Origin of the sequence: Algoriphagus sp. A40, from assembly GCF_002002735.1 — a bacterium.
Lineage (GTDB): Bacteria > Bacteroidota > Bacteroidia > Cytophagales > Cyclobacteriaceae > Algoriphagus.
Map to the genome: position 1 here is coordinate 35,819 of NZ_MUNY01000060.1, position 14,233 is coordinate 50,051.

At 43.9% G+C, this 14,233-nt stretch carries 14 protein-coding genes; 3 read left to right on the forward strand and 11 right to left on the reverse strand.

Translation table 11 applies throughout. The features are described 5' to 3' along the window. Window positions 1–90 precede the first annotated feature (90 nt). The 10 genes from prfB to B0E43_RS15015 all read right to left on the reverse strand — a co-directional run bounded on the left by prfB (window position 91) and on the right by B0E43_RS15015 (window position 9,925). Window positions 91–1,192 (reverse strand): peptide chain release factor 2 gene (prfB, locus tag B0E43_RS14970; protein ID WP_139352782.1). Its coding sequence is split into 2 segments (ribosomal slippage): window positions 91–1,131 and window positions 1,133–1,192, totalling 1,101 coding nucleotides; the frame shifts between segments, so codons are not numbered across the junction. Between the two features lie 66 nt (window positions 1,193–1,258). Beyond that, window positions 1,259–1,765, reverse strand: a complete 507-nt coding sequence (locus B0E43_RS14975; RefSeq protein WP_077351162.1) for a hypothetical protein — start codon at window positions 1,763–1,765, stop codon at window positions 1,259–1,261. A 45-nt stretch (window positions 1,766–1,810) separates the two neighbouring features. Continuing rightward, complete coding sequence (locus B0E43_RS14980; protein ID WP_077351164.1) at window positions 1,811–2,878, reverse strand: branched-chain amino acid aminotransferase; 1,068 nt, start codon at window positions 2,876–2,878, stop codon at window positions 1,811–1,813. 99 nt (window positions 2,879–2,977) lie between these two features. Continuing rightward, window positions 2,978–3,529 carry a cob(I)yrinic acid a,c-diamide adenosyltransferase gene (locus B0E43_RS14985; RefSeq protein ID WP_077351166.1) on the reverse strand — a complete coding sequence of 184 codons (552 nt, stop codon included), beginning with the start codon at window positions 3,527–3,529 and terminating at the stop codon, window positions 2,978–2,980. A 57-nt stretch (window positions 3,530–3,586) separates the two neighbouring features. Further along, window positions 3,587–4,303 carry an ABC transporter ATP-binding protein gene (locus B0E43_RS14990; protein ID WP_077351168.1) on the reverse strand — a complete coding sequence of 239 codons (717 nt, stop codon included), beginning with the start codon at window positions 4,301–4,303 and terminating at the stop codon, window positions 3,587–3,589. Window positions 4,304–4,381: 78 nt separating this feature from the next. Then, the gene (locus B0E43_RS14995; protein WP_077351170.1) at window positions 4,382–7,147 is read right to left on the reverse strand and encodes a hypothetical protein; all 2,766 of its coding nucleotides are present in this window, start codon (window positions 7,145–7,147) and stop codon (window positions 4,382–4,384) included. A gap of 2 nt (window positions 7,148–7,149) precedes the next feature. Next, window positions 7,150–7,437 carry an Asp-tRNA(Asn)/Glu-tRNA(Gln) amidotransferase subunit GatC gene (gene gatC / locus B0E43_RS15000; protein ID WP_077351172.1) on the reverse strand — a complete coding sequence of 96 codons (288 nt, stop codon included), beginning with the start codon at window positions 7,435–7,437 and terminating at the stop codon, window positions 7,150–7,152. After that, window positions 7,434–8,186, reverse strand: coding sequence for a 1-acyl-sn-glycerol-3-phosphate acyltransferase (locus B0E43_RS15005; RefSeq protein ID WP_077351174.1), 753 nt, complete (start codon window positions 8,184–8,186; stop codon window positions 7,434–7,436). The genes gatC and B0E43_RS15005 overlap by 4 nt, the downstream gene beginning before the upstream one ends. Then, window positions 8,179–8,553: a cyanoglobin gene (locus B0E43_RS15010; protein ID WP_077351176.1), complete on the reverse strand. Its 375-nt coding sequence runs from the start codon at window positions 8,551–8,553 to the stop codon at window positions 8,179–8,181. The genes B0E43_RS15005 and B0E43_RS15010 overlap by 8 nt, the downstream gene beginning before the upstream one ends. Before the next feature lie 28 nt (window positions 8,554–8,581). Next, window positions 8,582–9,925 carry a nodulation protein NfeD gene (locus B0E43_RS15015; protein WP_077351178.1) on the reverse strand — a complete coding sequence of 448 codons (1,344 nt, stop codon included), beginning with the start codon at window positions 9,923–9,925 and terminating at the stop codon, window positions 8,582–8,584. A gap of 204 nt (window positions 9,926–10,129) precedes the next feature. Here B0E43_RS15015 and B0E43_RS15020 point away from each other — a divergent pair, with 204 nt between their 5' ends. From B0E43_RS15020 to B0E43_RS15030, 3 genes are all read left to right on the forward strand, one after another. Then, on the forward strand, window positions 10,130–11,320 hold the full coding sequence (locus tag B0E43_RS15020) for a LysM peptidoglycan-binding domain-containing protein (RefSeq protein WP_077351180.1): 1,191 nt from the start codon (window positions 10,130–10,132) through the stop codon (window positions 11,318–11,320). A gap of 182 nt (window positions 11,321–11,502) precedes the next feature. Beyond that, entirely contained in the window at window positions 11,503–12,057 is a 555-nt protein-coding gene (locus B0E43_RS15025) for a hypothetical protein (protein WP_077351182.1), read from the forward strand. Then, complete coding sequence (locus tag B0E43_RS15030; protein ID WP_077351184.1) at window positions 12,057–12,824, forward strand: TIGR02757 family protein; 768 nt, start codon at window positions 12,057–12,059, stop codon at window positions 12,822–12,824. Before B0E43_RS15025 ends, B0E43_RS15030 begins: the two co-directional genes overlap by 1 nt. Before the next feature lie 140 nt (window positions 12,825–12,964). Here B0E43_RS15030 and B0E43_RS15035 read toward each other — a convergent pair whose 3' ends face one another. Further along, window positions 12,965–14,179, reverse strand: coding sequence for an acetyl-CoA carboxylase biotin carboxylase subunit family protein (locus tag B0E43_RS15035; protein ID WP_077351186.1), 1,215 nt, complete (start codon window positions 14,177–14,179; stop codon window positions 12,965–12,967). Between the last annotated feature and the right edge of the window lie 54 nt (window positions 14,180–14,233).

Genomic DNA, 14,233 nt, shown 5'->3' on the forward strand with positions numbered 1-14,233 from the left:
AAAAAGTCCAGCGTAAAAAAAGAGGGGAGTAGCCGCATTCAGTTTTTAAGGGAATACAAAAAGGCCGGAGAAAATTTCCGGCCTTGTTAATTAATCTTTGTTTGCTTCCTCTTCGCTTTGGGCGAGCAGGAAGGCTTTCATGAATTCATTCAAACCTCCATCCAAAACACTCTGAGCATCGGATGTTTCATGTCCGGTACGGTTGTCTTTCACCAATTTGTAGGGGTGAAGGACATAGTTTCGGATCTGCGACCCGAAGTCTACCCGGAGTTTTGAGGATTCGATTTTGGCAATCTCTGCATTCCGCTTCTCCAGTTCCATCTGATAAAGTCGTGACTTCAACATTTGCATTGCTTTTTCACGGTTTGCAAGCTGAGAACGCTCGATCTGACAGACGACCACAATGCCCGTAGGTTTGTGTGTTAGCTGTACTTTGGTCTCCACCTTGTTTACGTTCTGTCCACCAGCACCACCAGATCGGGAAGTGTGGAGTTCGACATCGGCAGGGTTGATTTCGATTTCGATCGAGTCATCCACTTCCGGATATGCGTAAACTGAGGCAAAAGAGGTGTGTCTTCTTCCTCCGGAATCAAATGGTGAAATGCGAACTAAGCGGTGAACTCCGGTTTCTGACTTTAGGAATCCATAGGCCAATGGACCTTCAAATTCCAAAGTAGCGGATTTGATTCCTGCAACTTCACCCGGCTGGACGTCTACCTCTTTTACCTTGTAGCCGTTTTTCTCTCCCCACATGATGTACATCCGCATCAGAATGGAAGCCCAGTCGTTACTTTCTGTTCCACCCGCACCGGGGTTGATTTCAAGTACCGCATTGAGCTGATCCTCCTCGTTAGAAAGCATTTTTTTCAGCTCGAGTTCTTCTACAGAATCTTTTGCTTTCAGAAAATCGGCTTTCAATTCCTCTTCCGAAACTTCTCCCGCACTGTAAAATTCATACAGCACTTCCAGGTCCTGGATTTTTTGATCCAGGTTTTCAAAAGAAGTAGTCCAGCCTTTTCGGGCTTGGATCTGTTTCATGGTTTTTTCGGCTTCTTCGGGATTGTTCCAGAAGTCTGCCTGGGCCGAAACGGCCTCAAAGTCTTGGATCTCTACTTTCTTACGATCGTAGTCAAAGATACCTCCTCAAAGCCGATGTGCGGGCTTTCAAGTCTTTCAGTTGTTCTGAAGTCATCTGTCTAGGTGAAAATTTAGGCTGCAAAAGTCCGAAAAAATATCCGCTTTTGCCAGAAAACTTCCATTATTCCATCCGCATAAGGATAATTTGTATCCCAAAGCCGGTGGTGTTTTTGAAAGTTTTGTAACGCAATGGGAGCAAGGCTAAGCCGGTTCCGATCAAAATTCCTGAGGTGATGGCAACTCCCTCGTCGATTTTGAGTTGGTCCTGCTGGTAAAGGCTGTTTATAGCTTCCACAGTGAGTAATATTCCCCCTGCTCCAAGGAAAAGTGCGGTAAGGTTACGCATGGTTCGGTTTCTCGGATCTTTATTTCGGACGTCCACTTCAAGAATATCGGATGGACTCAGGATGTTTTCCGTCAGGTAAATGAAATCTTTGTCAACATTTACAATCTGATCCGTGACGAAATAGCCAAGCTTTTTGCTTTTATATGTGATCTCTTCTCCGGGATAAAAACGAATTTGGGTTTTCTGATTTCGTCCCCTTTTTAATAGGATGAAATCAGTGGATTGAGCGAGTGCTCCAAAAATCAATGAAAGGAAAAGAACTAGTGTTAAGCCAATTTTCATAGTTGAAAAGTAACAAAAAACGGGAAGTTGCCTTCCCGTGTCTTTTTAGATTTTTACGATCCAGCCTCTCGTATCGGCAATGTCACCGTATTTGATTCCATCCAGTTCATTCAGAACTTTGTTGGAAAAAGCATTCGCTTTATTTTCTGGAAGAATATAATCCTTCCCGTTGACATTGATTTTGGCGATATGGGCGATTGTAGCAGCAGTACCTGTACCAAAAGCTTCTCTCAAGGTTCCTTTTTCCAAAGCTTCCTGAAGTTCGGACACAGTCAAGAATCGCTCTTCCAAAGGCATTCCCCAGTCTTTTGCCAATTGAACCACAGAATCTCTCGTGATTCCTTTTAGGATCGTTCCGGTGTTGGTTGGTGCGGTGATCAGGGTGCCGTTGATGTCAAACATCACGTTCATCGTGCCGCTTTCCTCGATTTTGCTGTGTGATTTTCCATCGGTCCAAAGCAGCTGATCATACCCGGCTCTTTGGGCCTGAAGTGCCGGGAAAAGGGAGGCAGCGTAATTTCCGGCAGTTTTGGCGGCGCCTGTTCCACCTTCTGTTGCCCGGGTAAAATCCGTCTCCACTTTTACATTGACAGGCTTGCTGTAATAGGCTCCAACCGGACAGGTGAAAATGATGAACTTATAAGTTTCAGAAGGCTTGACACCGATGTAATTGTCCGTTGCAAACATGTAAGGGCGGATGTACAAACTGGCACCTTTTCCAGACGGAACCCAGTCACGGTCCAGATCCAAAAGCTGAAGCAAACCTTCCATGAAGATTTCTTCAGGAATCTCCGGCATGCACATTCTTACTGCCGATTCATTCATTCGGTGGGCATTGGCATCTCCTCTGAAAATCAGAATCTCTCCTTTTTCATTTTTGTAAGCTTTCATTCCTTCAAAAATCGACTGCCCGTAATGTAGGGCAGCATTGGCAGGATGAATATCCAAAGCTCCATAAGGTTCGATGCGAAGATCTGTCCATTCTCCGTTTTTGTAATCTGCCACAAACATGTGGTCAGAAATGGTCTTACCAAACACCAGAGTGGAAAAATCTGTTTCCGGAAGTTTGGACTTGGTGGTTTTCTGAACCGGGATAGCAAGTGAGGTCTTCATACGCTTTCTATTTGGAGGCGAAATGCCTAAGTTTTTTCATTTTAAAACCGGGCCTAATTTTGTCCTGATTTTATTTGGGAGTCAATTTACAAACTTGCCTTATTTTAACCGTGGCTTCCAGGTAACTTCTTCTACATTCAGTTCCTGGGCCATTTTTCTACCCAAAACAAAAAGGTAATCCGAAAGTCGGTTGAGATATTGGATAACAAGTTCAGAGACCGGTTCGAGTGAAGCAAGTTCCACGACAATTCTTTCCCCGCGTCTGCAAACCGTCCTTGCCAAATGGCAAAAGGAAACAGATTGATGTCCGCCGGGAAGGATAAATGCCGTCAACATCGGCAATTGAGATTCCATCAAATCCATCTCCCGTTCTAGCAGTTCAACATCTTCCGGGTAAAGATCCGGTTTTTTGACTTTGTCCTTGCCAGGTACGGTTGCTAGATCAGCACCGATAGTAAACAGGCGATCCTGAATTTCTTTGAGCAAATCCGTTCTTTTTCCGTTGACTTCTTGATCTCTGAGCAAGCCCAAATAGGAGTTCAACTCATCGATTGTACCATAGGCATCTATTCTCAAATCGGATTTTGGCACTCGCATGCCGCCCAGAAGTGATGTGATTCCCTGATCTCCTGTTTTGGTATAGATTTTCATTCGGCCCCCGTTCTTACAGCGGCAAAAATAAGAATCTTTTTAAAATACTGGGGGAATTCAAGCGTGAACCGGGATGCCGCGGGTAGGATTGGGGTTGATTTTGTCAGATTCCACCAAACCATCACGCAAACGGATCACCCGATGCGCATAGTGCGCAATGTCATCTTCGTGAGTAACCATGATGATCGTGTTGCCTTTGGCGTGCAACTCATGAAAAAGCTCCATGATGTCATGGGAAGTTTTTGAATCCAGGTTACCGGTGGGTTCATCGGCAAGGATTATGCTTGGATTATTTACCAATGCTCTTGCAATAGCCACACGCTGGCGCTGACCACCCGAAAGTTCATTAGGACGGTGCTTGGTTCTGTCTCCAAGACCAACATTATCCAGTGCTTTGAAAGCCATTTCGGATCTTTCAGCTTTTCCAAACCCGGCATAGACCAGCGGCAAAGCAACATTATCCAAACAAGATGCTCTTGGAAGTAGGTTGAAAGTTTGGAAAACGAATCCGATTTCCTTGTTTCGGATATCTGCCAGCTCATTTTCACTCATATCGCTGACGTCTTTTCCCGCTAAAATGTAAGTGCCGGAGGTAGGAGAGTCCAAGCACCCGATGATATTCATCAAGGTGGATTTTCCGGATCCGGAAGGCCCCATGAAGGCCACATATTCTCCACGATCCACTGTAATACTTACTGACTTGAGGGCTTGAATGATTTCGGAGCCCATTTTATAGGTTTTGTTAATTTCGTGGGTTTCAATGACTCTGCTCATGGTAGAAAATTTTGCTTAAGATAGTGGTTTAGCTTTTAAAATTTGGAAGACCAATGTGTCAAAATACGTGAAAATTGGTCAATAGTTTGTGCCTTGCAATAATTCTATTTCGTCCCATGTCAACCAGGTACTCATCTCCTGGATAGCATCAGTGGCATAATTGTCCAAACCGATTCGTTTTGCTGCCTGAACTTTTCGGATCCAAAGCAAAGGATCCTTGCTGAATTCACTTGCGGTATTGAGCAATTCATATTGGGCCAAAGGGTCTGGCAATCTGTCAGCTGCACTGAGAATCAGGGGAGTCCGATAGGGATTTGCTGTCAATTCTTCTCCCGCCTGAAGAAATTCAGTAAAGGCGGAAAGTGAGGTCTGATTGGACCAATCAGGGTTTTCAAGAAACTGGCTTAGTTTTTCCTCGTTTTCAACTTTTCCTTTTAGGGAATTTCCCAGTTCGTTCAATTGAAATTTAGTCAAGCCGTGAGCTTTTCTTTCCAAAAGCAGGTAAGCCAAAGTCGCTTTCATTTCCACAGAGCCAAGCGCATTCCATTGGTCAAAAAGCTTGTCCGGAATCGTCTGATTGAATTTGGAAAGCATGGTCAACAGTTCATCCTGAGAATTTGAAATTGGAACCTGGTATTTGGCTCTAAATTCTGTCGCTTTTTCTCCAAATCCGCCAAGATCCAAAATAGCCAAATGATAGGGTCTGAATGCCTTGAACCCTTTTTCTTCAGCGGCAATGATGTCTTTAGAAGACTTTTCAAAATCCAGATTCCTGGCCAAAATTCCGGCAGTCAGGTTGAGGTAATAGCCGGCATCACCTGAATTTCGGAAGGCCAAACCATTCAGATTTTTCACAGCCTCGGTCACCCTTCCCGCTGCCAAACTTCGGATAGAAGCGGTTTCCTGAACCTGCATCAGGTATTCCAGCATTTCTGGCGCTTTGCTGGTGGAATCAATCCAAACCAGATCCTCAGAAGTATTTGTTAAAGATTTGATGGAAAAAAGATTTCTGATTCCTGCATTCAAAAGCATGGGAGAGGTCTCTTTGTCAAGCAATTCCCAAAGGCTTTTCAATTCAGCGGGAGAACTTGCCTCTCCGAGCTGATTTTTCCTCGCCAATTGATTGATTTTGGTGATCAATTCCTCGCCTGAACCTGTCTCAATTTGGTCTTTTTGAAGTTTGCTTTGCATTGCAATCAAGTTGGCGGAAAGTACCGGATCTGAAGTTTGGTGTTCGGACAAAAGTTGAAGTGCTTCCTCAGGTTTTTGAACTTTCACATAAAGCAAAGCCAGGTTATTGATCAAATAGGGATTTCCCGGGAATCTTTTCAATCCGTTTTCAAGATAAAAAACTGCCTCAAAAGGCTTGTTTTCACGAATCATCCTCGAACTCAGAAGGAGGATATCATCCACCTGAGGAGCTTCTGAAAAGCTTTGGTTCAAATGCTCTTTGGCAAGTGTTGGTTGGTTGAGTTCAAAAAGAAGCTGCGCTGTGGCGTTTTTTGCTTTTTGGTTTTTTCGGAATGCCGCCCAAGCGTTTTCGTACAGAATACTTGCTTCCAGTTTTTGGCCGGTTTGATAGTAATAATCACCAAGAATATTGGTCGTCAGTGAATTGACCTGAGGCGCCAGGATAGCGTCCATGTAGATCGTCACCACCAAAACAGTAATCATGCCTCCGACCCGTAGGTGATAATAGGGTAGTGAAAAAGGCTTATAGAGAATCTTGTCAACCGATTTTCCCGAATCCATCACAGACAAAAAATTACTCAGTATGTAAACGATAAAAAACAGCGTAAATCCAAACTGAGAATAAACAATCAAATGTTTTAAAAACTCTTCCGCTGCTTGATTTCCGGAGATTTCCAGCTTCCAGATCACCCAAAATGTGACTGAGAATCCGATTAGAAAGAGAGCTTTAAGAAATGCAGGCTTGGCTGCAACTTCAGGCTCCTGTTGAAATTTGGCAGAAGAAGAAATCCAACCCAAAATCCCGATAGGAAGGACCAGGTAAAGCGGCGAAAAAGTGGGGAAAGGAAGATTTACTTCCCCTTTCAGATCCAAAAGCAAAAAAATCAAAGTCAAAATATACAGCGCTCCAATTCCCAGGATTTGCCAGGAAATCTTCATGTTGATGTTTTGATTGGCTCTCGCCAAAAGCAAATAGGTCCCAGAGATCAACCCATGCCCTTGCCAGAAAACCCAGGCAATGGACATTCCCAATCCGAGGATCAAGCTTTGTTCGGCGATATAAAGTTGTGGGTTGGCAATCGGACTGAGTTTGATTAAAGCGATAATAGCCGAACCCGAAGTCACTAAAACAGTCAGCCATCTCATCCAAAAGGCTGAATCCGGTTTCCAAACATGGAAATAAATCACCGGTAGAATGGTGCCCGCAATCAGGATGATCAGCGGAGTATTTGAACTTGGAGAACCGATATTGAGCCCGTTGGAATTGGAAAGGGTCAAAAGCACAATCCACGCTGCTCCGGCAATCAGGAATGGGATCTTTTTGAATGTGCTGAAAAGTGCCAAAGCAGACACCGCGACCAAGAAAACTATTCCTCCAAAAAGATAACTTTCCACAAGGGTAAATCCCGGAGGAAGGGAGTGAAACTCCTGAAAAACCAGAAAATTATCAACCTGAATGGGAAAGGAAAGAGTACCCAGATTCACCCAATCGAGCGGAACGGCAATGGTATCCAAAAAGGCTGCCGGAGCAATATTAGGATAATATGCAGATCCGAAAAGGATCGCATGAAGTGCAAAAAGCCCTCCCGACACTAAAAGCAGGAGGGCTGAGATTTTTGCAAATGAATTCGAAAATGAGGAGTTATTCAGCATTCTTATTCCAAAACCTTCGGTACGCGGAAGTAGTCAGCATCCTTTTTTGGAGCATTTTTAAGGCCTGCTTCGTGGCTGAGATGTTTTCCTGCTTTGTCTTCACGCATGTCATTGACCTCCGAAGACATGGTCGTCAGAGGTTCAATATCGGTGGTGTCAAGTTCATTGAGTTGCTCCACCCAGTCCAGAATCTGAGACATGTCTTTCGACATTTTTTCAGCAGAACTTTCGTCAAATTCCAATCTCGCCAGGTGCGCGATTTTCTTAATTGAGTCTTTATCTATTTTCATTTTTGAGATTTCTGGGAATGAGTTGCAGGATTATCCAAATCCAATTGCGTTTGAATCGTCTCAAAACATTTTTGCTTTAAGCTTTCAACTGAATCAAAATCTTTTGGATCCAAAGCCTTATGAAAAACCATTTTAGCCGATCTTCGGTGCACCAAAAACTGGTTGTCCTCGGGCAAAATTAGATGATTAAAGGATAAAGTGACAGGGATAATCGGGATTTGTTTCTCCATAGCTAGGCGAAAAGCTCCGTTTTTAAATGGAATCATCTTTGGGGGATGCTGGGTGTAAATTCCCCCTTCGGGAAAAAGCACGATTCCGCTTCCGTTGTCTAATGCAATTCCGGCTCTTCGCATAGTTTCTGCCCTACTTTTCATGCGGTCCCGATCCACTGCGATGTGCAATTTTTTGAAATAATATCCGAAAAGGGGAGCATTTCGGATAGAAGCTTTTCCGACAAAAAGAACGTCACCGGGGATAAAACCCATCATCGCCACGTCCAGATAGCTGAAATGGTTTGCTAGAAAAATGTAGGGTTTGCCTTTTTCAATTTTTTCCTGCTTTTCAATTTTGACAGGAATTAAGATCAAAGAAAAGTAAAACCTTGCCCAATAACGGTTGATTTTTCGCCCATATTTATTCCAATCTGGTACCCAAATGCAGACCAGGATAAAAGGAAAAATGAGCAGGAAAGTCAAAACGAAAGTCACTGCCGCATAGATGGAATGAATCCGTGGCAGCAACTTACTCATGGTTGATCATGTGGTTGGCGGCTTTGATGAAATAACCCATCATCATTTCTTTGGCGTTTTGTTCGGGATTGAGTTTGTCAAGTGCTTTCAGCATAGCATTGAGCCAATGATCCCTAATTGATGGGTCGATTTTCCAGTCCAGATGCCGCATTCTCAGTCTTGGATGCCCTCTTTCCTCTAGGTAGGTTTGTGGCCCTCCGAATACCTGGAGCAAAAAAAGAAAAAGTCTCCGCTCGGCAGGAGCCAAATCCTCAGGATAGAGCTTTTTCAAAGCTTGATTTTGTGCTACCTCCAGATAAAAATATCGGGCAAGCAATCGTATTTGATCTTCGCCGATCAGTTCATAAATGGACTGAAATGGATTCATGCCGCAAACTTAGGGAAATCTTCCACTTTCAGGCCTCTGATTTTTTGACTTTCAGGGAGGTGCCTTCTGTGGAGATGACAATGATTTTTTCCCCTTGATCAATAAATTCTCCCCGTGAATAGGCATCATATATTTCACCATCGATTTCGACTTTTCCGCTGGGTCTCAAGCGGGAGTGAACGATACCAGAAGTGCCAAGTAGGCTGTCAGAGTAAAATGATGAGGTATAGCCTTGACTGCGTTCTTGAGTTGTGGCCAAAGTAATGTGCTTGAAAGCTCCCCATTCGTTGACTTTGGGTGTGAGCCAAAAGACCAGTCCAACCGATGCCAAAGCTGCCAAAATCACGGTTAAAAGAGCTCCAAAAAGTTGTGAAGCCGGTACAAAGTCAAAGTTGAAATCCTGATTGGGAACCATCCCGAGCACCAGTCCACCGATAATGCACACGATACCCATAACTCCGAAAATCCCGAAACCCGGAATGACAAACAGCTCTACTGCTAAAAGAATAATACCGCAAACAAATACCAAAATCTCCCAGTTTTCGGCCAGCCCGTTAAGATAGTATGGGATAAAATAGAGCAAAGTGGCAATGATGGCTGCTAAAAGCGGAAACCCAACACCAGGTGTCTGAAGCTCGAAATAGATTCCCCCAATGATGATCAGGATCAAGACTCCGCTGATTGCAGGGCTTAAGAAAAAGGAGATTATCTTATCAACGGTGTCTTCTTCATAGGCCAGGATCTCAGCTTTTTCCAGGTTTTGTGATTTCAGTATTTCTTCAATGGAATCAAATTCTCCTTCACAAAAACCGTGTTTGATCGCTTCCGAAACCGAAAAAGTAATCACTGAACCGGCTTCTGAAATGCCCTCTATCACGATTTTCTCATCCACCATTGCTTCAGCAATTTTTGGATCCCTGCCTGTTGCTTCAGCCGTACTACGCATCATGGATCTCATGTAGGATTGGTACTTGTCCGGTGCAGCTGCGCCGTCAGCTCCATTTACAACTGTTGCTGCTCCAATGCTGGATCCCGGTGCCATGTAGATGCTGTCACAGGCGATCGAAATCAAGGCACCGGCTGAGGCGGCGTCTTTGTTGATGAACACATAAATCGGGATTTCACTTTCGAGAATCTGGGTCCGGATCTCATCCGCATCAGTGACCACCCCGCCATAGGTGTCCATTTCAATAATAATTAGCCCAGCCTCGCTTTTTTTAGCTTCTTCCAATGCAATTTGAACACGGCGATTCATGGCTGGATCGATGTCCGCATCGATTTTGAAAGTAAATACTTTCACGGGCTTTTCCTGGGCAAAAAGAGAAAAGCTGATCAAGCCTAAAAGAAAAAAGAAGAAATAGCGAAGTAGCATTTTGAATGGGAGAATAAGTAGGAAAAGATAAGGATCACCCAATCAATACGCCAATATTTTGTTTTAAGATTCCAAACTGGGTTTATCGAAATTCTATGATAGGAAATTAAGGTGTGAAAAAGCCTTCACGCGCCATTTCTAGCATAATTCTTGCGAAATGACTCATGAAATTTTTGAAATATTTCAATCAATATCCCGATTACTATGATTTCCAAATTCAAATTCTTAAGCGCTCTTCTGTTGGTTTTGGGTTTAACTCTTTCTTATTCACAAGCTTCCGAGTTGATCGCAGGAGACTCGATTGGGATAGAAAGAGTAGGAGACAAAACCTTCATTTTGCATAAGGTATCTCCGCAAGAGACTCTATTTGCAATTTCCAGAAAGTACCAGGTGCCTGTTGGGGAAATTCAAAATGCAAATGAAGTCCTAAAGCAGGGTTTGAAAATCGGCCAGACCATCCGGGTTCCATACATTGAAAAAAACGCAGTTGCTTCAGGCTCCACTCTCCATAAAGTCAATCCGGGTGAAACTCTTTTTTCAATCTCCAAAAAATATGGGGTGTCTGTAGATTCACTCAAGCAGTGGAACAAACTTTTGGGAAATGACCTGAGTGTTGGACAGGCCCTGGTTGTGAAAGAAACAGGTTTGGCAAACAATCCTACGACCACATCACCCGCTCCAACTGTGGCAGCTACGACAACAGTCGCTACTACTCCGGTGATAGTGGAAAACCAAACCAAATCACAGCCGAAACCAGTTGAGAAAAAGGTGGAAGAACCGAAAACCAAACCGGAAGCCACCAAGCCTCAGCCAGAGTCTATCAAAACTTCGAACCCGACCACAACCACCGTCGCCAATACAACTCCTATTGCTCCCGGAGAGTGGATTTCCCATACTGTAAAACAGGGAGAGACCTTATTTTCACTTTCTACCCAGTATAATTCCAGTGTAGAGGATTTGATCAAGTGGAATGCTTTGACATCCAATAACCTACGTTCTGGTCAAATGATCAAAGTGGGCAGAGCCCCGGAAGGGCCTTCGACCGTTCCTGTGATCGGCACTCCAAAAGTTGCCGCTTCTTCGGCTGAAATGACTGTTGATCCAACTCCCGAAAATACTTCAGGAGGTTTTAAAAACGTCACCGAAACTGGTCAAGCTGAACTCATTGAAGGAACTGGAGGACACAAAAAATACCTGGTCTTGCACCGCTCCGCTCCGGTAGGAAGTATTATGCGGGTGAAAAATGAGGAGAACGACCTGACGATTTTTGCCAGGGTAGTCGGAACCCTTCCCGAAACAGGAGACAACTCCAAATTGGTGATCAAACTTTCTCAGGCAGCTTTTGATCAGCTGAAGGCTGTGAATCAGCGATTCCCGGTTGAGGTGCTTTATTGATTTGAGGAAAACGATTCTAATAGATTCCAAAACTGATAAGTAAAAATTCTACAAAAATCCCTCTCCCAATGACAGGAGGGGGATTTTGTTTATGTCTAAACAATTGTGCCTCCACCCATAGCCGGATCTGGGCTTGGCTTTATAAGCGGTCAGCCGTACCTTTGTCCAAGGAGTGCCTTACCATGAACAAAGTCCAACTTTTCTTTCACCATACCTTTCGGTTTATCTGGAATGCCATTTTCATCATTTCCTATCCGATTTTGGCGAGTTTTGGATTGCTGTTTATCGGTATGACTTTTCTTTTTTCCAAGCTCTCCCAAGTGCTGACCCGAATCAGGCCAGAAGGCACTAAAGTTGTTTTGAAGGAAACTGAGTGGGAAACCATGCCTTTTTCCAAGGATTTGCTGGAAGCAAAAGTCTGCAAGCAGATCATGTTTGGGCCTTCGGGATTTAAGCTGAGAAGGAAAGATGGTGTGCCTTCTGTTTTGGAGGATTACGTTTTTGGAAACAAGGTCCGTGTTTTGGAAGAGGGCTATATCCTGGAAAAATGGAACACGCTTGAGTCGAAAGACATGCCTGATTTTGACATTTGTCTGTATGACCCAGACCAGGATTCAATCCGGTCGCTGACCAATATCAAATGTTTTGATTGGCATGTTTCCGAAAAAGTGGACAATGAACTTTCCTTCAAATGGTTTGACGGAACACAGGGCGGTGAAGTGAAAGTGGCCCTCTGATGCAGAATCTGAAGGATTTTTTGGACGAAAAAGTCGAGCAATACAATCAGCCGGGATTTATTCCAAACGATCCGATTTCTATTCCACACCGCTTCTCCAATAAACACGACATCGAGATTTCAGGTTTTTTTGCGGCCATTCTAGCTTGGGGACAGCGAAAGACCATCATCAACAAATGCCTGGAGCTTTTTCAGTTGATGGATAAAGCTCCTCATGATTTCCTTCTAAATCATCAGGAAAGCGATTTGAAGCCTTTTTTGAGTTTCAAACATCGCACTTTCAATGACGTGGACACTTTGTATTTCATCCACTTTCTAACATGGTTTTATCGGAATTATGAGACTCTTGAAGAAGCTTTTCTAAAAGGCCAAACCGGACATATTGATGCAATGGAGTCAATTTTGACCCAGTTTCATCATGTGTTCTTCAGTTTACAGGATTCACCGGCACGGACCAAAAAACACATTGCAACTCCTGTTCGAAAAGCTGCCTGCAAGCGGATAAATATGTATCTCCGCTGGATGGTGAGGACGGATGACAAAGGAGTTGATTTTGGATTATGGAAAAAAATCAGCCCTGCCCAACTGATCTGTCCCTGTGATTTGCATGTGGATCGGGTTGGGAGGAGGCTTGGTCTGATCACTAGAAAACAAACTGATTGGCTTACGGCAGTTCAGTTGACTGAAAAACTCCGTGAATTTGATCCCCGAGATCCGGTGAAATATGATTTCGCGTTGTTCGGATTGGGGATTGAGGAGAAGTTTTAGTCAGTTAATGGATTATAGTCCATAGACGATAGTGCTATATGGAAAGGAAATGAATGTCTTTTTTCTCCTTAAACTACCGGAAGTGTTATAGTTATCTTTGATTTAAATGCTATGGACTATTGTCCATTGTCTATCCACTCTTAGTGAAACTTCTTCACTTCAGGAGCATCAGCGCTTGTTGAAAGTTCCTTTCCAAATCGCTCGGCGTAGTTGTCCAGCAATTCCATGACCCGTTCTTGCTTGGGAGATTTGACGATCAACCCGGCGTGATACTCCAGTGGAACCCTGAAGCAAACCTCCGAATCATCGAAACTGCTCAAGTCCGGATGTTCATATTTGGAAAGTGTCAGGACAATTCCTGCGTAATTTTTCGATGGTTTTGGCAAGTCATATTTTTCACCTTTAGCGACAGCATCTTCGATTTTCGCCCATTCTTCCCATAGGTTGATATCCGTGGCAGCTTCGACCATTTCTGCCAAGTGCGCTCCCCCTACACGGGAAGCAGTCTCAAGGAAGTAGATCTCTCCGTCTTCTCTGTTTTTGATGAATTCTGTGTGCGAAGCGCCATTTTTCAGACCAAAGGCCTTCATGATGGCTTCGTTGACTTTTTTGATTTTCTTATCGTCGTCCGAACCATACTTGAGGTTGGCGGACCGGAAGATTCCTCCCCCTTGGGAGATTTCCATCGGAGTCGCCAAATAGCGAGAAACGGTCAAAAACAATGTTTTTCCATCCAATTGAAGTCCATCTGCGTGATAGACATCACCAGGTTTAAACTGCTCCACGAGGTAATAAATCCTATTTTCACCAAGCTCATCGATATGCTTCCACAAGTCAGTTTTGTTGTGAACTTTGATAATCCCATGAGCCGAAGCCTCTGACCTCGGTTTCAAAACCCAAGGAGCTTCGACCGTGTCTGCAAAATGATTTATTTCCTCGTTGTTGAATAAAGCCGAAAAAGCCGGAACCCGGATTCCAGCATCCTTTGCCCGTATTCTCATGGCAAGTTTGTCCCGAAAGTAGCGCCCAGTGGTTTGGCCCATTCCTGGAATCCGAAGGTTTTCGCGTAGAAATGCAGCTTTTTCAACGTCATAATCATCCAAAGCAATGATCGCTTCGATCTTGTGATCTTTCATCAGTCCGCCAACGCCTTTCAGGAGTAAATCCATGTCCCAATCCAGATCCTGACCAGGCATATAAAACACCTCATCGATGTATTCAAAGGCCCAAGGTTTGTGTCGGAGCTGCTCTGTGGTGACCAGAAAAACACGATTTCCCTGTTTTTTTAGTGCAGTTAAAAATGCGTTCCCTTTGAAGTAATTAGAAATGCAGAGAAAAGTCTTGGATGCGCTCATGTGAGGAAAATTTTATCCTCTGAAAGTGAAAAAAAATCCGGCAAATCAGAAGAC

Bases quoted from the DNA above. Each gene is read 5' to 3' on its own strand.
- B0E43_RS14980 (WP_077351164.1), bottom strand. From the start codon at position 2,878: ATGAAGACCTCACTTGCTATCCCGGTTCAGAAAACCACCAAGTCCAAA.
- B0E43_RS14985 (WP_077351166.1), bottom strand. From the start codon at position 3,529: ATGAAAATCTATACCAAAACAGGAGATCAGGGAATCACATCACTTCTG.
- B0E43_RS15020 (WP_077351180.1), top strand. From the start codon at position 10,130: ATGATTTCCAAATTCAAATTCTTAAGCGCTCTTCTGTTGGTTTTGGGT.
- B0E43_RS15015 (WP_077351178.1), bottom strand. From the start codon at position 9,925: ATGCTACTTCGCTATTTCTTCTTTTTTCTTTTAGGCTTGATCAGCTTT.
- B0E43_RS14990 (WP_077351168.1), bottom strand. From the start codon at position 4,303: ATGAGCAGAGTCATTGAAACCCACGAAATTAACAAAACCTATAAAATG.
- B0E43_RS15005 (WP_077351174.1), bottom strand. From the start codon at position 8,186: ATGAGTAAGTTGCTGCCACGGATTCATTCCATCTATGCGGCAGTGACT.
- B0E43_RS15035 (WP_077351186.1), bottom strand. From the start codon at position 14,179: ATGAGCGCATCCAAGACTTTTCTCTGCATTTCTAATTACTTCAAAGGG.
- B0E43_RS15030 (WP_077351184.1), top strand. From the start codon at position 12,057: ATGCAGAATCTGAAGGATTTTTTGGACGAAAAAGTCGAGCAATACAAT.
- B0E43_RS15010 (WP_077351176.1), bottom strand. From the start codon at position 8,553: ATGAATCCATTTCAGTCCATTTATGAACTGATCGGCGAAGATCAAATA.
- B0E43_RS15025 (WP_077351182.1), top strand. From the start codon at position 11,503: ATGAACAAAGTCCAACTTTTCTTTCACCATACCTTTCGGTTTATCTGG.
- B0E43_RS14975 (WP_077351162.1), bottom strand. From the start codon at position 1,765: ATGAAAATTGGCTTAACACTAGTTCTTTTCCTTTCATTGATTTTTGGA.
- gatC (WP_077351172.1), bottom strand. From the start codon at position 7,437: ATGAAAATAGATAAAGACTCAATTAAGAAAATCGCGCACCTGGCGAGA.
- B0E43_RS14995 (WP_077351170.1), bottom strand. From the start codon at position 7,147: ATGCTGAATAACTCCTCATTTTCGAATTCATTTGCAAAAATCTCAGCC.